Annotated in this window: 17 protein-coding genes and 1 tRNA gene; 7 read left to right on the top strand and 11 right to left on the bottom strand. The window is 73.0% G+C overall.

Features of this window, described 5'->3' with window-relative positions:
* Nucleotides 1–104 precede the first annotated feature (104 nt).
* The 5 genes from ACGFQ9_RS07185 (at nt 105) to ACGFQ9_RS07165 (ending at nt 6,770) form a co-directional block, all read left to right on the top strand.
* Nucleotides 105–896 (top strand): response regulator transcription factor, encoded by a 792-nt coding sequence (locus tag ACGFQ9_RS07185; protein WP_393572064.1) that lies wholly within the window; start codon nt 105–107, stop codon nt 894–896.
* A gap of 8 nt (nt 897–904) precedes the next feature.
* A complete protein-coding gene (locus ACGFQ9_RS07180) occupies nt 905–2,440 on the top strand; it encodes a sensor histidine kinase (RefSeq protein WP_393572062.1) in 1,536 nt (511 codons plus the stop codon).
* An 84-nt stretch (nt 2,441–2,524) separates the two neighbouring features.
* The gene (locus tag ACGFQ9_RS07175) at nt 2,525–3,787 is read left to right on the top strand and encodes a glycosyltransferase (protein WP_393572060.1); all 1,263 of its coding nucleotides are present in this window, start codon (nt 2,525–2,527) and stop codon (nt 3,785–3,787) included.
* Entirely contained in the window at nt 3,784–5,946 is a 2,163-nt protein-coding gene (locus tag ACGFQ9_RS07170) for an ArnT family glycosyltransferase (RefSeq protein WP_393572058.1), read from the top strand. Before ACGFQ9_RS07175 ends, ACGFQ9_RS07170 begins: the two co-directional genes overlap by 4 nt.
* A 182-nt stretch (nt 5,947–6,128) precedes the next feature.
* Nucleotides 6,129–6,770 carry a TetR/AcrR family transcriptional regulator gene (locus ACGFQ9_RS07165; RefSeq protein ID WP_393572056.1) on the top strand — a complete coding sequence of 214 codons (642 nt, stop codon included), beginning with the start codon at nt 6,129–6,131 and terminating at the stop codon, nt 6,768–6,770.
* On the opposite strand, the gene ACGFQ9_RS07160 is transcribed toward ACGFQ9_RS07165, so the two are convergent.
* Together ACGFQ9_RS07160 and ACGFQ9_RS07155 are read right to left on the bottom strand one after the other, a co-directional pair.
* The gene (locus ACGFQ9_RS07160; RefSeq protein ID WP_393572054.1) at nt 6,767–8,362 is read right to left on the bottom strand and encodes an MDR family MFS transporter; all 1,596 of its coding nucleotides are present in this window, start codon (nt 8,360–8,362) and stop codon (nt 6,767–6,769) included. The genes ACGFQ9_RS07165 and ACGFQ9_RS07160 overlap by 4 nt on opposite strands.
* Nucleotides 8,363–8,439: 77 nt before the next feature.
* The gene (locus tag ACGFQ9_RS07155) at nt 8,440–8,883 is read right to left on the bottom strand and encodes a MarR family winged helix-turn-helix transcriptional regulator (RefSeq protein WP_393572052.1); all 444 of its coding nucleotides are present in this window, start codon (nt 8,881–8,883) and stop codon (nt 8,440–8,442) included.
* A gap of 119 nt (nt 8,884–9,002) precedes the next feature.
* Here ACGFQ9_RS07155 and ACGFQ9_RS07150 point away from each other — a divergent pair, with 119 nt between their 5' ends.
* A complete protein-coding gene (locus ACGFQ9_RS07150) occupies nt 9,003–9,230 on the top strand; it encodes a hypothetical protein (RefSeq protein WP_393572050.1) in 228 nt (75 codons plus the stop codon).
* A 61-nt stretch (nt 9,231–9,291) separates the two neighbouring features.
* On the opposite strand, the gene ACGFQ9_RS07145 is transcribed toward ACGFQ9_RS07150, so the two are convergent.
* The 9 genes from ACGFQ9_RS07145 to ACGFQ9_RS07105 all read right to left on the bottom strand — a co-directional run bounded on the left by ACGFQ9_RS07145 (nt 9,292) and on the right by ACGFQ9_RS07105 (nt 14,955).
* Nucleotides 9,292–10,119 (bottom strand): hypothetical protein, encoded by an 828-nt coding sequence (locus ACGFQ9_RS07145; RefSeq protein WP_393572048.1) that lies wholly within the window; start codon nt 10,117–10,119, stop codon nt 9,292–9,294.
* Between the two features lie 74 nt (nt 10,120–10,193).
* Nucleotides 10,194–11,042 carry an RNA polymerase sigma factor SigF gene (locus tag ACGFQ9_RS07140; protein WP_393572046.1) on the bottom strand — a complete coding sequence of 283 codons (849 nt, stop codon included), beginning with the start codon at nt 11,040–11,042 and terminating at the stop codon, nt 10,194–10,196.
* Nucleotides 11,043–11,263: 221 nt separating this feature from the next.
* Nucleotides 11,264–12,106, bottom strand: coding sequence for an RNA polymerase sigma factor SigF (locus ACGFQ9_RS07135; RefSeq protein ID WP_393572044.1), 843 nt, complete (start codon nt 12,104–12,106; stop codon nt 11,264–11,266).
* A gap of 252 nt (nt 12,107–12,358) precedes the next feature.
* A complete protein-coding gene (locus tag ACGFQ9_RS07130) occupies nt 12,359–12,520 on the bottom strand; it encodes a hypothetical protein (protein WP_393572042.1) in 162 nt (53 codons plus the stop codon).
* A 323-nt stretch (nt 12,521–12,843) separates the two neighbouring features.
* Nucleotides 12,844–13,134: a hypothetical protein gene (locus ACGFQ9_RS07125; RefSeq protein WP_393572040.1), complete on the bottom strand. Its 291-nt coding sequence runs from the start codon at nt 13,132–13,134 to the stop codon at nt 12,844–12,846.
* Nucleotides 13,135–13,221: 87 nt separating this feature from the next.
* Nucleotides 13,222–13,306 (bottom strand) — tRNA-Ser (locus ACGFQ9_RS07120).
* Nucleotides 13,307–13,400: 94 nt separating this feature from the next.
* Nucleotides 13,401–13,829, bottom strand: a complete 429-nt coding sequence (gene tadA, locus ACGFQ9_RS07115) for a tRNA adenosine(34) deaminase TadA (RefSeq protein ID WP_393572982.1) — start codon at nt 13,827–13,829, stop codon at nt 13,401–13,403.
* A gap of 101 nt (nt 13,830–13,930) precedes the next feature.
* Nucleotides 13,931–14,476: a hypothetical protein gene (locus ACGFQ9_RS07110; protein ID WP_393572980.1), complete on the bottom strand. Its 546-nt coding sequence runs from the start codon at nt 14,474–14,476 to the stop codon at nt 13,931–13,933.
* A 272-nt stretch (nt 14,477–14,748) separates the two neighbouring features.
* Nucleotides 14,749–14,955, bottom strand: coding sequence for a hypothetical protein (locus tag ACGFQ9_RS07105; protein ID WP_393572038.1), 207 nt, complete (start codon nt 14,953–14,955; stop codon nt 14,749–14,751).
* Nucleotides 14,956–15,177: 222 nt separating this feature from the next.
* Between ACGFQ9_RS07105 and upp the strand changes: the two genes are divergently transcribed.
* Nucleotides 15,178–15,813 carry a uracil phosphoribosyltransferase gene (gene upp, locus ACGFQ9_RS07100; RefSeq protein ID WP_393572037.1) on the top strand — a complete coding sequence of 212 codons (636 nt, stop codon included), beginning with the start codon at nt 15,178–15,180 and terminating at the stop codon, nt 15,811–15,813.
* Nucleotides 15,814–15,815: the final 2 nt, after the last annotated feature.

Here is a 15,815-nt window from a genome sequence, read left to right as displayed (position 1 = left end):
GTTTCCGCCCCGGGCCCCCTGGGCGGGGACGGCCCACAGGTTTCTCAGGGGATTCACAGAATCCGGCAAGAGGGCTCTCAGGGGCGGCGGGGAGCGTGTTCCCCATGACTGCGACGACCACCTCCCCCGCGTCCACGTCCACCGGCATCGCCGCCCGTCCGGACCGGCCGGCCGCCGGGGCCCTGGTCCGCCCCGACGGGGGACCCTGCCGGGTCCTGGTCGTGGACGACGAGGCGTCCCTCTCCGAACTGCTCTCCATGGCCCTGCGCTACGAGGGCTGCGAGGTGCGCACCGCCGCCGACGGCGCCACCGCCCTGCGGGCGGCCCGGTCCTTCCGGCCGGACGCCGTCGTCCTCGACATCATGCTCCCGGACATGGACGGCCTGACCGTCCTGGGCCGGCTCCGCCGGGAGCTCCCGCAGGTCCCGGTGCTGTTCCTGACCGCCCGGGACTCCGTGGAGGACCGCATCGCCGGTCTCACGGCGGGCGGGGACGACTACGTGACCAAGCCGTTCAGCCTGGAGGAGGTGGTGGCCCGGCTGCGCGGGCTGATTCGCAGGGCCGGGGCGGCCCAGGCCGCGCGGGGCGAATCCGTGCTGGTCGTCGGCGATCTGACGCTGGACGAGGACAGCCACGAGGTCACCCGGGGCGGCCAGGAGATCCGGCTGACCGCCACCGAGTTCGAGCTGCTGCGCTACCTGATGCGCAACCCGCGCCGGGTGCTCAGCAAGGCGCAGATCCTCGACCGGGTCTGGTCCTACGACTTCGGCGGCCAGGCCAACGTGGTCGAGCTCTACATCTCCTACCTGCGGCGCAAGCTGGAGAGCGGCCCAGGCCGGAGCCCGATGATCCACACCCGGCGCGGCGCCGGCTACCTGATCAAGCCGGGCGAGTAGTGCGGGGCATGAGGGGTGTCCGGTCCTGGGCCGCCCGGCCCTGGTCGCTGCGGACCCGGCTGGTGGTGTCAGCCGTGGTGCTGATCGCCGTCGTGGGGACGGTGATCGGGGCGGTCACCACCCTCGCCCTGCGCTCGTACCTGATGAACCAGCTGGACGGACAGCTGCGCACCGCCGTCGAGATGTCCGCCCGGGGGCCCGGGGCGAGGCCGGGCCGCGAGGTGCCCCTCGTCTCCTTCCTCAACATTCCGCCCGGCACGCCGCTCGGCACCACCGGGATCCGGCTGGACTCCTCCGGCAGCGTCGTCGGCACTGCGCGCACCGTGTCCGACGACGGCCCCGCCAACGACCACCGCTCCCCGCTCACCGAGGTCCAGAGCGAGGCCCTGGCGGCAGCCGTACCGCGGGCCCGGGACGGCGCGATCGACGTGGACGTGCCGGAACTCGGCCGGTACCGGGTGTCGGCCGCCGCCGACGGCTCGCTCGCCCTCGGATTCCCCCTCTCCGGGGTCGACTCCACCGTGCGCACCCTGATCACGGTCGAGGTGTGCGTGACCCTGGCCGGGCTGATAGCCGCGGGCCTGGCCGGGCAGGCCCTGGTCGGGGTCGCCCTGCGCCCGCTGCGCCGGGTCGCCGCCACCGCCACGCGCGTGTCCGAACTGCCCCTGCACAGTGGTGAGGTGGCCCTGCACGAGCGGGTTCCGGACGCCGAGGCCGACCTGCGCACCGAGGTCGGCCAGGTCGGAGCCGCCCTCAACCGGATGCTGGGCCACGTCGGTTCCGCCCTCGCCGCCCGCCAGGAGAGCGAGACGAGGGTCCGGCAGTTCGTCGCGGACGCCAGCCACGAGCTGCGCACCCCGCTGGCCTCCATCCGCGGGTACGCCGAACTCACCCGGCGCGGACGGGAGGAGCCCGGCCCCGACACCCGGCACGCCCTGGGCCGCATCGAGTCCGAAGCGACCCGGATGACCGGGCTGGTCGAGGACCTGCTGCTGCTCGCCCGGCTGGATGCCGGACGACCGCTCAGCTGCCGGACCTTGGATCTCGCGCCGCTGGTCGTGGACGCGGTCAGCGACGCCCGGGCCGCCGGGCCGGAGCACCACTGGCGGCTCGAACTCCCCCCGGAGGCTGCCCTGGTGGACGCCGATCCGGCGCGCATCCAGCAGGTTCTGGTCAACCTGCTCGCCAACGCGCGTACGCACACGCCGCCCGGCACGACGGTCACCGCGCGTGTTTCACGTGAAACATGCGACGTGGTGACCGGGAGCGGTGTGCCGTGCGTACGGATCGAGGTCGAGGACGACGGGCCGGGCATCCCGCCCGACCTGCTCCCCCACGTCTTCGAACGGTTCGCCCGCGGAGACGCCTCGCGTTCCCGGCAGGCCGGCTCCACCGGCCTGGGCCTGGCCATCGTCCAGGCCGTGGTCACCGCCCACGGCGGTCGGGTCGGCGTACGGAGCGAGCCCGGGCGCACCCGTTTCGAGGTCCGGCTGCCGCTCGCGCCGCTGCCGCTGACGGAGCCCGCCGCGGCGGCGTACGCGTAGCGGCGGCGCCGGAGCGGGAGTCCTCACAGGTGGGGCACAGGCTGGGCACACGGCCGTGACAGCCCGCCCGGCGAGGGTCGGTCCATGCCGACCGAAACGACTCTCCCGCGCCGTGAGCACCTGACGCCCCGCGCCTCCGGTGAGCCCGTACTCGATGTGGTGGTGCCGGTCTTCAACGAGGAGAAGGACCTCGGGCCCTGCGTCCGCCGACTGCACGAGCACCTCACCCGGACCTTCCCCTACGCCTTCCGGATCACCGTCGCCGACAACGCGAGCACCGACCGGACACCGGAGATCGCCGCAGGACTCGCCGCCACCGTGCCCGGAGTGCGCAGCGTCCGGCTGGAGCAGAAGGGCCGGGGCCGGGCTCTGCGGACCGTCTGGTCCGGCTCGGAGGCGCCCGTCCTGGCCTACATGGACGTGGACCTCTCCACCGACCTGAACGCCCTCCTCCCGCTGGTCGCGCCGCTCATCTCCGGCCACTCCGACCTCGCCATCGGCACCCGGCTGGCCCGGTCCTCCCGAGTGGTGCGGGGCGCCAAGCGGGAGTTCGTCTCCCGCGCCTACAACCTGATCCTGCGCTCCTCGCTGGCCGCCCGGTTCAGCGACGCGCAGTGCGGGTTCAAGGCCATCCGCCGGGACGTCGCGCAGCGGCTGCTGCCGCTGGTCGAGGACACCGGCTGGTTCTTCGACACCGAAATGCTGGTGCTCGCCGAACGGGCCGGGCTGCGCATCCACGAGGTGCCGGTGGACTGGGTCGACGACCCCGACTCCACCGTGCACATCGTCCGGACCGCCGTCGAGGACCTGAAAGGGGTCTGGCGGGTGGGCCGGGCCCTGGCCGTGGGGGCGCTCCCGCTGGACCGGCTGGGCCGGCCCTTCGGCGACGATCCGCGGGACCGGGACCTGACCGGGGTGCCGCGCGGGCTGGCCCGGCAGCTCCTCGGCTTCTGCGCGGTCGGCGTCCTCTCCACCCTCTGCTACCTGGCGCTGTACTCCCTGTTCCGGCTCGGTATCGGCGCTCAGGCGGCCAATGCGGCGGCCCTGCTGCTGTCCGCCGTCGCCAACACGGCGGCCAACCGGCGGCTCACCTTCGGGGTCCGCGGCCGTGAGCGGGCCCTGCGGCACCAGGCCCAGGGGCTGCTGGTCTTCGGTATCGGACTGGCGCTGACCGCCGGTTCGCTGGCCGCGCTCGGCGCCGCCACCGACCGTCCGTCGCACGGCACCGAACTCGCCGTCCTGATCACCGCGAACCTCGCCGCCACCGTGCTCCGCTTCCTGCTCTTTCGCTCTTGGGTCTTCCCCGAGCCCCGGACCACGACCGACCTGAAGGACCACACCCGATGACCACCACGCACCGACCGCGCTGGGAACGCCCGGCGCTGGCGGCTCTGCTGCTGGCCACGGCCGTGCTGCTGCTCTGGAACCTGAGCGCGTCCGGCTACGCCAACTCGTTCTACTCCGCCGCCGCACAGGCCGGCGGCGAGAGCTGGAAGGCGTTCTTCTTCGGCTCTTCCGACGCCGGCAACTCCATCACCGTCGACAAGCCGCCGGCCGCGCTGTGGCCGATGGCGCTCTCCGTCCGGCTGTTCGGGCTCGGTGCCTGGCAGATCCTGGTCCCCCAGGCCCTGATGGGCGTGGCGACCACGGCGGTGCTGTACGCCTCCGTCCGGCGGCAGTTCGGGCCGGGAGCGGCGCTGCTGTCGGGCACGGTGTTCGCACTGACGCCGGTGGCCGCGCTGATGTTCCGCTTCAACAACCCGGACGCGCTGCTGACGCTGCTGCTGACCGTGTCCGTGTACTGCGTGCTGCGGGCCATGGAAGGAGCCCGGACGAAGTGGCTGGTGTGGGCGGGGGTTACGCTGGGCTTCGCCTTCCTGACGAAGACCCTGCAGGCCTTCCTGGTCCTGCCTCCGCTGGCCCTCCTCTACGCCGTCTGCGCGCCGACCCGGCTGCGCCGGCGGCTGGGCCAGCTGGCGCTGGCGGGCGCCGCGATGGTGGTCTCGGGCGGCTGGTGGGTCGCGGTGGTGGAGCTGTGGCCGGCGTCCTCCCGCCCGTACATCGGGGGCTCCCAGACGAACTCCTTCCTGGAGCTGACCTTCGGCTACAACGGCCTCGGCCGGCTGAACGGCGACGAGGTCGGCAGCGTGGGCGGAGGACGCGGCGCCGACCTCGGTCCGGTGCTCAGCGCGGAGGTGCCGTACGGGACGGCGGCCCCGACCGGGCCGGGCTTCCGCGGCGGCGGTGGCGGCGGCTGGGGGGAGACCGGGATCGACCGGCTGTTCTCGGCCGGGATCGGCGGCCAGATCTCCTGGCTGCTGCCGGCGGCGCTGGTGCTGCTGGTTGCCGGCCTGGTGGTCACCTGGCGGGCCCGGCGGGCCAGTGACTCCCTGGAGAGCATGGCCCGGGCGGCCTTCCTCGCCTGGGGTGGCTGCCTGCTGGTCACCTGTGTGGTGTTCAGCTGGATGCAGGGCATCTTCCACGAGTACTACACGGTGGCGCTGGCGCCGTACGTGGCGGCACTGGTCGGCATGGGCGCGGCCGTGCTGTGGGAGGAGCGGCACGGGTTCGCCGCGGCAGCCGCCCTCGCCGGCGTGACGGCGCTGACCGCCTGGTGGTCGTACGTCCTGCTGTCGCGCTCGCCGGACTACCTGCCGGGGCTGCGGTGGGCGGTACTGGCCGGCGGGCTCGCGGCGGCGGCCGGTCTGGCGGCGGCGGGCCGGGTGGGCCCGAAGGTCACACCGGTCGCGGCGGTGGTGGCGCTGGGCGCGGCGCTGGCCGGGCCGTCGGCGTACTCCCTGACCACGGTGGACACCCCGCACACCGGGTCCATCGTGACGGCGGGCCCGTCGGTCGCGGGTGGCTTCGGCGGCGGTCCGCGGATGTTCCGGGCCGGCGAGGGCGGACCGCAGGGGCAGGGCCCGGGCGGCTTCGGCGGCGGCCGGGGCGGCATGCGGGGTGGCGTGCCCGGCGGCACGCAGGGCGGCCCGGGCGGAATGCCGGGCGGCGCACCGGGTGGCGCGCAGGTCGGCCCGGACGGCGGCCAGACGGTCCCCGGTGGCTCCGGTGGAGCCACCGGCCGGCCGGGCAGGGCCACCGGCCCGGAGACGGGCGGGGGCACGGGGGGCGGCATGGGCGGTCTGCTCGACGGCGCCCGGGTCTCCGAGAAGGTGAAGAAGATGCTCCGCGAGGACTCCGGCCGCTACACGTGGGCCGCGGCGGCCATCGGGGCGCAGAACGCGGCGAGCTACCAGCTGGCGAGCGAACGGCCCGTGATGCCGATCGGAGGGTTCAACGGCAGCGACCCGTCGCCGACGCTCGCGAAGTTCCAGGAGTACGTGAAGGCGGGGAAGATCCACTACTACGTGGGCGGCGGCAGCGGAATGCGCGGCGGCGGCCCGGGCGGTTCCGGGAGCACGGCGATCTCCGAGTGGGTGGAGGCGCACTTCAAGGCCGTCGAGGTGGACGGCACCACCCTGTACGACCTGACCGCCCCGACCGGCTGACCCCGCAGCGCCGCCCCACCCGCCCGGGGTCCTCTCCCCGCCCCCCGCTCCCCGTCCCGGCACCCGACGGTCCGTCAAAGTGCCTCGGCCGCAGGGAGTGGCGGGGCGGGGGAACGCTCTAGCATGAAGAGGGCGCAGCCGGGCATAGCGGGTGGATGGCGGGCGCTTCAGGAGGGTGCTCGATGGTGCGGGAAGCGGGCCCGGTCGGGTTGGACCGGGAGCGGATCACCGGTGCTGCCGTGCGGTTGCTGGACGCCGAGGGACTCGGACGGTTCTCCATGCGGCGGCTCGCCGGGGAACTCGGGGTCACCGCGATGTCCCTGTACTGGTACGTGGACACCAAGCGCGATCTGCTGGGGCTCGCCCTGGACCGGGTCATGGGCGAGCTCCCGGGGGTGGAGGAGCCGGGTGCCGGCGGGTGGGACACCCGGTTGCGCCGGCTCGCCTGCGGATACCGGCAGATGCTCGCCGCCCACCCGTGGGCCGCGCGGCTCGCGGCCGACAGCGCCGAGACCGGCCCGCACGCCCGCGCCTTCGACACCGCCCTGCTGCGCCTGCTGGACGGCGCCGGCCTGACCGGCCCCACCAGGACCGGCGCCCACCTCGCCGTGTCGCACTTCCTCCGGGGCTCCGGGGCCACCGCCCACCGGGTCCCGGAGGGAGCCTTCGGATCGGCCCTGGACGTGCTCATCGCCGGAATCGCGGGAATCGCGGGAGTCTCCGGAATCGCGGGAAGCGCCGGCATCCCCGGGACTCCCGCGAAGAGCCGGCCGGACCGGGCCGATGCCACCGACCCGGTCCGGCCCGCCACCGCCGACTCCTAGGCCGACTGGTCCCGGTCGGCCGGCTCCCGGTCGGCGGGCGAGTGGCCCTTCAGGGCCACTTCCTTGATGAAGAACACCAGCAGCAGTGCGATCAGCGCGGTCGGTGCCGCGTAGAGGAAGACGTCCCCGACGGCGTGTCCGTACGCCGACTCGACCACCTCGCGGAACGGCGCCGGGAGCTTGTCCAGGTCCGGGATGCCGCCTCCGCCGGTCCCGCCGTGGCCCAGGGCGGCCGCCTTCGGGCCGAGTGCCGTCAGGCCGTCCTTCACGTAGCCGGTCACCTGGTGGGCCATGAGCGCGCCCAGCGCCGAGACGCCCACGGCGCCGCCGAGCGACCGGAAGAAGGTGACGACCGAGCTGGCCGCGCCGAGTTCCTCCGGGGCCACCTGGTTCTGGGTGGCGAGGACCAGGTTCTGCATCATCATGCCGAGGCCGAGGCCGGTGAGCGCCATGAAGACGGCGATGTGCCAGTACGGGGTGTCGAACCGGAGGGTGCCCAGCAGGCCCAGGCCGGCCGTCAGCAGCACACCGCCGGCGATCAGCCAGGCCTTCCACTTGCCGGTCCGGGTGATGATCTGCCCGGAGACGGTCGAGGAGACGAACAGTCCGCCGATCATCGGGATGGTCAGGATGCCGGACATGGTCGGCGACTCGTTCCGCGCCAGCTGGAAGAACTGGCTGAAGAACACCGTGCCCGAGAACATGGCCACGCCCACGAAGAGGGAGGCCACCGAGGCGAGGCTGATGGTCTTGTTGCGGAAGAGGTGCAGGGGGATGATCGGGTCGCTCGCCCGGGACTCCACCAGGACGAACAGGGCGCCGAGCAGCACCGCGCCGGCCGTCATCGTGTACGTCTGCCAGGACAGCCAGTCGTACGAGTCCCCGGCCTGGGTGACCCAGATCAGCAGCAGCGAGACCGCGGCGCTGATCAGGAAGGCGCCGAGCCAGTCGACCTTGACCTCGCGCCGGACCACCGGGAGCCGCAGCGTCCGCTGGAGCACGATGAGCGCGATCACGGCGAACGGCACGCCGACGTAGAAGCACCAGCGCCAGCCCAGCCACTCGGTGTCGGTGATGACACCGCCGAGCAGCGGGCCGCCGACGGTGGCCACGGCGAAGACGGCACCGAGGTAGCCGCTGTACCGGCCGCGCTCACGCGGCGGGATCATCGCGGCCATCACGATCTGCGCGAGGGCGGACAGGCCGCCGACACCGATGCCCTGGACCACCCGGCAGGCGATCAGCATGCCGGTGTTCTGGGACATGCCGGCCACGACGGATCCCAGGACGTAGATCACCAGGGATATCTGGACCAGCAGCTTCTTGCTGAAGAGGTCGGCCAGCTTGCCCCACAGCGGGGTGGCGGCGGTCATCGAGAGCAGGGCGGCGGTGACCACCCAGGTGTACGAGGACTGGGTGCCGCCGAGGTCGGTGATGATCTGCGGCAGGGCGTTGGAGACGATCGTGGAGGACAGGATCGCCACGAACATGCCCAGCATCAGGCCGGACAGCGCCTTCATGATCTGCGGATGGGTCATGGTCATGGTGGTGGTGCCGCTGTCGGGCGGTGCGGGCGCGGCGGTCGTGGCCATGGGTGTCCTTCGTGTCCTTGGGTCTGCGGTCTGCGGTCTGCGGTCAGCCGTCTGAGCTCGGCTGCAGGGGTCAGCGGTCAGCGGTGGGCGGGCAGGGGCGCGAAGCCCCGGCGGAGCCGGGCCAGCAGCGTGTTCAGTACGCCGACGTCCTCGGCGGACCAGTCGGCCAGCGCCCGTTCCAGCGCGGCCGTGTACCGGGCCGCGAGCTCGGCGAGGACCAGACGGCCCGCCGGGGTGAGCCGGAGGATGCGGCAGCGGGCGTCGGCCGGGTCGGTCTCCCGGTCGATCCAGCCGCGCTCGGCGACATGGGCCACGTGCCTGCTGGTGACCGAGATGTCCACGGCGAGCAGCTCGGTGAGCCGGCTCATCCGCATCTCGCCGTGCCGGTCGAGCACGGTGAGCACGGCGGCGGGGCCGGGCGGGCAGTCGGCGGGGAGGGCGCGGGCGAGGTCGCGCTTGACCGCGCCGATGCCGGTGAGCTGGCGGGCCAGCTCCTCGTACGGGACCGCAGGGACCGTCACGGAGCAGCCTCCTCATCTCGTTGCTTGGGGCAACCATAGAAGAGGATGGTTGATACAGGCAAATGAATCGGGGGGTGTGGGCGGTAAAGGAACCGGAAAACCCGCTAGGGTCCTGGACCATGGCCGCACAGAGCAACGCGCAGGGCCCCGAGGGCAACTACGACCCCGCGGGCAGCACCCAGATGTTCCGCGCCTTCGTGAACGAGGGCGAGCAGGCGGGCCCGGCGCCGGCGGCGGGCAGCCGCCGCAGGCAGCAGTCCGGTGCGGGCCCCCGGCTGGGCTGGATCGGCTTCGCCGTCGCCATGCTGCTGCTGATCGGCTGCTCGGCCTGGGTGGCCCTGCACTGACCGTCCCGCGCCGCCCGGCCGGCGATCACCGCCGGGCAGCCGGACGACGCCCGGCCGGCGGCTACCGCCAGGTGGCCGTGACCTGCCGGGTGTCGATGTGCCAGCCCAGCGGCACCCGCCAGGCTTCCACGCACACCGTGTAGGTCTGCGTCCGGGTGGACCCGCCGGCGATGGGCGCGGGCAGCGGCTGGTTCGTGGTAACCGTGCCCCAGCGCGCGCCGAGCAGGTCGCCGAGGATGTCGACGGTGAACGTCACGGTGCCCGAACGGACCGCCGTGCCACCGGTGTTGGCGAACGGCACGGTGACCTTCTCGCACCACCGGTCGCCGGTCCCGGCGAGCGTGGGCGTGCCCAGTGTCAGCTTTGCCGGGGCTGCCGGGGGCGTGGGTCCGGGCGCCGGGGCGGTCGGCGGTTTCCCGGTCGGAGGTTTCGGAGCCGGTGGTTTCGGGGCCGGCGGCGCCGGGGCCGGAGGCGAGGTCGGTGAGCCCGGCGGGGGCGTGGGTGCCGCCGGATCGTCCGGGTTGGCGGGTGTTCCCGCATCGGGGGGCGTCGCCCCCGGAGTGCCGGGCGGGGTGTTCGCCGTACCGCTCGGGTCCGGCGTACCCGCCGCACCCGATGTCCCGGTCGTCACCGTCGTGACGGTCGAGCCGGAGGCGTCCGGCGAGCCCGATGCGGAGGCCGGGGAGCCCGAGGAGGGCCCGGGGAGCGGCTGGAGCTCCACCGAGTCCGCCGGCGGTACGGCCTGCCCCGCGGACCGCTCCGGGCCCGCGCCCGCCGCGCCCACGGCCACGAAGCCGTCCCGGGCCTGGCCGCCGCAGCCCGTCAGGGTCGCGGCGGCGGCCAGGCACGCGGACAGCAGGGTGAGTGCTCCGAGCGGTCGCCTTCGCATCGCGCCAGTGTCACTGACGCTCCGTCAAATCACCATAGCCGTACGGCTCGTGCCGCTCGTGCGTCCCGCGGGGCCTATTCGCCGATCAGGCCCTGACGCAGCTGGGCCAGGGTGCGGGTGAGCAGCCGGGAGACGTGCATCTGCGAGATGCCGACCTCCTCGCCGATCTGCGACTGGGTCATGTTGGCGAAGAACCGCAGCATGATGATCTGCCGTTCCCTGGGCGGGAGTTTGGCCAGCAGCGGCTTGAGCGACTCGCGGTACTCGACGCCCTCCAGCGCGGTGTCCTCGTACCCCAGCCGGTCGGCGAGGGAGCCCTCGCCGCCCTCGTCCTCCGGGGACGGCGAGTCGAGCGAGGACGCGGTGTACGCGTTGCCGACCGCCAGCCCGTCGACGACCTCCTCCTCGGACACCCCCAGGACCGCGGCCAGTTCGGGCACGGTCGGCGAGCGGTCCAGGCGCTGGGCGAGCTCGTCGCTGGCCTTGGTCAGCGCCAGGCGCAGCTCCTGCAGCCGGCGGGGGACCCGGACCGACCAGGAAGTGTCTCGAAAGAATCGTTTGATCTCGCCCACGACGGTCGGCATCGCGAACGTCGGGAACTCCACGCCGCGTTCGCAGTCGAACCGGTCGATCGCCTTGATCAGCCCGATCGTGCCGACCTGGACGATGTCCTCCATCGGCTCGTTGCGGCTGCGGAACCGGGCCGCCGCGTAACGCACCAGCGGCAGGTTCAGCTCGATCAGGGTGTCGCGTACGTAGGCCCGTTCGGGGCTGTCCGCGTCCAGGGCGGCGAGACGCTGGAAGAGGGAGCGGGACAGGGTGCGGGTGTCGATGGCTTCCGAGCGGTCAGACGCCGTGGGTGCAGTGGGAGCCTCGCTCTTGACGAGCGTGAGCACCTTGGAGCTGCCCTGGTCTACGGACATGCCACCCCCTTGAGGTCGCGGACGGTCGCGTCGGGCGCGCCCGTCGGAGGAACGCAGCCTCAACCTGAATACCGGCGGTGGGGCTGCGGCAAACGCGGTTCCAGCAGAATGTCACATGTCGGCAACACGCTGTAGCGCCAAGTCGACATATCAGTGCAGCGACAGACCGGAATGAGCCCGATCTGTCGGGAAACCGGCTCCGCGATCTCCACCCGATCCGGTTACGCCTCGATCCTGTTTGCGGATCGCAGGCGGGCGAAGCTCCGGGCGAGCAGCCGGGAGACGTGCATCTGGGACACCCCGAGCTCGGCGCTGATCTGCGACTGCGTCAGATTGCTGTAGTAGCGCAGCAGCAGGATCCGCTGCTCCCGCTCGGGCAGCTGTACGAGGAGGTGGCGGACGAGGTCGCGGTGCTCGACCCCGGCCAGCTCCGGGTCCTCGTACCCGAGCCGGTCGAGCAGGCCGGGCAGTCCGTCGCCCTCCTGGGCCGCCTCCAGCGAGGTCGCGTGGTAGGAGCGGCCGGCCTCGATGCAGGACAGCACCTCCTCCTCGGAGATGCGCAGCCGCTCGGCGATCTCGGGAGTGGTGGGGACCCGGCCGTGCAGGGTGGTGAGGTCCTCGGTGGCGGCGTTCACCTGGACCCAGAGCTCGTGCAGCCGGCGCGGCACGTGCACGGTCCGGACGTTGTCCCGGAAGTACCGCTTGATCTCGCCGACCACGGTGGGCATGGCGAAGGTCGGGAACTGCACCCCGCGGTCGGGGTCGAACCGGTCGATCGCGTTGATCAGCCCGATGGTGCCGACCTGGACCACGTCCTCCATGGGCTCGTTGCGGCTGCGGAACCGGGCGGCCGCGTAGCGGACCAGCGGGAGGTTGGCCTCGATCAGGGCCCCGCGCACCCGGTTGTACTCGCCGGTGCCGGGCTCCAGCTCCTTCAGCTGCCCGAAGAGGACCTGGGTGAGGGCCCGGGTGTCCGCACCCCTGCTGTGCGGTCTGGCGGGGGCTGAGGGCTCCTCGGGGGGCTCCTGCTGGGGTGGCACCTGAGGCGCAGAACTGGCCGGCACGGTCACGCCACCCCTTCGATGTCAACGCGGTCGCTCAGCGCGGCCACAAAGTCGCAAAAGCGGTCATAGCATCACAAGAGATGTGCACCATGCGCAAGCACCGTATATCGCCGTGTTGAGGGCAAGTTGGACATTCTGCGGGCTGTTGTGGTGATGTTTTCGGGGGTGGGTGCACGGAAGGCCCCCCACGCGTCTTCGGTGGAGGGCCGGCGGGCCGTCGGGCGGCCCCGGAAAACGGACCGGCGTACGGACTCAGGTCACCAGTTCGGTCATGAACTCGCCGATTCCCTTGGCGGCATCCGATATGCCCTGAAAGCCGATTTCCACCAACTCGGCGGCTCTCTTCGGCTGGGTGATGATGACGAAGAGGACGAACACGGTGAGTGCGCCCGTGATGAGCTTCCTGGTGTCCACGAGCGGTTTCGGCCTCCCCTGCCGGTCCTGCTGAGTCGGGTGAGTCTAACCCGGTCGGGTTCGGCACTCACCCGGTCTTTAAGGACCAACGGCCCGTGGACCGGGGCCCTTCGTCGCATGCCGGACGGCAGGTGGAGGCGCAGGATTGTGCACGTGCCCTCCGGTTCTGGCAGGAAACCGGAGGGCGGAGGGACGGATCTCACTGCGGGGTCCGGGGCCGCACGCTTCCCCCTGACGGCGGCCCGGACTTTCGGTCCGTCCCCGCCGGGGGGGAGCGGCTCGTCCCCAGGAGGCCGCTCCCCCCGTCCCGCGTGTCGAACGCGCTATTCGAGGGCTCCGGTCAGGCCGACCACCGGCTCCACCTGGGAGACCAGCGGCGCCAGCTGGTTCGGCACCTCCATCAGGGCGTTGGCCTGGTTCAGTCCGCTGCTCAGCTGTCCGCCGATCTCCTGCACGGAGCGGGGCTGGGCGCCGGCGGGCATGCCGGGGGCCTGCGGCAGGTCCGGGAGGGCCAGGGGGGCGCCCACCGGGAGGGCGGAGGCGGTGGGGGCGGCGAGGCCCGCGGCGGCCCCCGCGAGGGCGATGGCGGCGAGCATGCGCTGGGTCTTGGTCATGCCGTGACAACGGCCCCGGCGCGGGGGCGGTCACGGCGGGCACGCACGAGAGCCCCGGTTCGTACGAACCGGGGCTCTCGTCCAGAGCGGTGGTGGAGGGATTTGAACCCCCGATGGGTTGCCCCATACTCGCTTTCGAGGCGAGCTCCTTCGGCCACTCGGACACACCACCGAGAGAGATCCTAGCCCACGCCGGGGAGTGCTTTGCAAATCCGTTCCGCGTGGGCCTGCTCACCCGGGCCCGCCCGGGGCCCGCGCCGCCCCGGTCACCGCTCCCGGAAGAAGGCGGTGAGCAGGGCGGAGCACTCGTCCTCCAGCACCCCGCGGATCACCTCGGGCCGGTGGTTCAGCCGCCGGTCCCGTACGAGGTCCCAGAGCGAGCCGGCCGCACCGGCCTTCTCGTCGCCGGCCCCGTAGACCACCCGGGCGACCCGGGACTGCACGAGGGCCCCGGCGCACATGACACACGGCTCCAGGGTGACCACCAGGGTGCACCCGGGCAGCCGCCACTCGCCGAGCTCCGCCGCGGCGCGGCGCAGGGCCAGCACCTCGGCGTGCGCGGTCGGGTCGGAGGCGGCCTCCCGCTCGTTGTGGCCGGTGCCGAGGACGGAGCCGTCCGGGCCGAGCACGACGGCGCCGACCGGTACGTCACCGGCCGGCACCGCCCGGGCGGCCTCGGCCAGTGCCAGGCGCATGGCGTCCCGCCACGGGTCCCGTACGGGATCGGGACCGGGATCGGGGCGGGGGCCGTACGTCTGCCCGTCCTCGGTGGGGTGCGGGGGGCTCACCGGGCTCACTAGCGGACGGCCTCCAGGACGTCGGTCGCGCCCAGCGCCTCGGCCAGTTCGCCGAGGGCGTCGACCTCCAGCGCGAGCAGCTGCCTGCGGCTCACGCCGAGGTCGGCCAGCAGGTCGGGGTCCCCGAGCGGGCCGGCGGGCGCCCGGTCGGCTCCGGTTCCCGGCGCGCCGTCGTCCTCGTCCTCGTCGTAGGAGGCGGCCACCTCCTCCTCGCCGTCCTCGGTGCCGTCGAGGTCCAGCTCGTCGAGCTCGTTGTCGTCGTCCGCGTCGCTGCCCAGCAGCTCGTCGGTGAGCATCGAGCCGTAGGAGCTGCGGGCGGCCAGCGAGGCCTGCGAGACGAAGATCCGGGGGTCGTCCTCACCATCGACGCGGACGACGCCGAACCAGCCGCCCTCCTGCTCGATGAAGGCGACCACCGTGTCCTCGTCCACCGCGGCGTCCCGGGCGAGATCGGTCAGATCGGTCAGCGACTCGACGTCGTCGAGTTCCATGTCGCTCGCTTCCCACCCGTCTTCGGTGCGCGCGAGCAGTGCGGCGAAATACACCGTGACTCTCCCACTGGTCATAGGCGTGATGCCGGTTGGAGGTCCCCCCGGCCGGAGGCCGGAGGGTGGAACGGCCGTCGTGCTTGGCGTTTCGTGCCCCGCCCCATCGGCATCGTGGCAGAAACAGCGGCTTTGCGAGAGGTCTTCCGCGCTTGCGTCGTGCCGTGCCGCCTGCGCGGAGGGCGGCCGTGCGGGGTGTCGTGCGTCCTGCCGGGGCGGCCCCGTGCCCCGTCGGGGCACGGGGCCGCGCGCGGTCCGCGGCTCCGTGCGTGCTACCAGCGGAACGTGCGCATGCGCATCTGCTGGCGCATCCGCGCGGCCCGGGCGCGCCGCGGCTGGACCCGGTCCCGCAGTTCCCGTGCCTCGTTCAGCTCCCGCAGGAACTGGGCGCGCCGGGCCCGGCGCGCCGCCGCCGTCTCCGGCGCATCGGGCTCCTGTTCTTCCGTCCTCAGGGCAGTGCTCGGCTGGTCGTCGGGCATCGGCCACCGTCCCAGGCTGGTCCGTCGTCCTCCTCCGCGTCGCGAAGCAGACCCCCCGCCACCACCTTCCCCCGGACCGGCCGCTTGATGCCAGAGTCTCCGGCGGGTCTCTCGTGGTCGTCGCCTCCGGTTCTCCGCCGGTTCCCGTCGGGTTCGCCCCGGGCGGTGCGCGTGCAGGCCGGGGCGGTCTCACATGCCGGTCGCCGCGGTTACTGTGGGGTCATGCGGATTCACGTCGTCGACCACCCCCTGGTCGCGCACAAGCTGACCACCCTGCGCGACAAGCGCACCGATTCCCCGACCTTCCGGCGGCTCGCCGACGAGCTGGTGACCCTGCTCGCGTACGAGGCCACCCGGGACGTGCGCACCGAGCAGGCCGACATCGAGTCGCCGGTCGCCCCGACCACGGGCGTGAAGCTGTCGAACCCGCGCCCGCTGATCGTCCCGATCCTGCGGGCCGGCCTGGGCATGCTGGACGGCATGGTCCGGCTGCTGCCGACCGCCGAGGTGGGCTTCATGGGCATGGTCCGCAACGAGGAGACCCTGGAGGCCTCCACGTACGCGACCCGGATGCCGGAGGACCTCTCCGGCCGTCAGGTCTACGTCGTCGACCCGATGCTGGCCACCGGCGGCACGCTGGTCGCGGCGATCCAGGAGCTGATCAAGCGCGGCGCGGACGACGTCACCGCCGTGGTGCTGCTGGCCGCGCCGGAGGGCATCGAGGTCATGGAGCGCGACCTGGCGGGCCAGCCGGTGACCGTGGTCACCGCCTCCGTCGACGAGCGGCTCAACGAGCACGGCTACATCGTTCCGGGCCTGGGCGACGCGGGCGACCGGATGTACGGCGCGGCCGAGTAACC

Source organism: Streptomyces sp. NPDC048603 (assembly GCF_043199475.1).
Taxonomy (GTDB): domain Bacteria; phylum Actinomycetota; class Actinomycetes; order Streptomycetales; family Streptomycetaceae; genus Streptomyces.
This window is presented reverse-complemented; position numbering and strand designations above follow the sequence as displayed.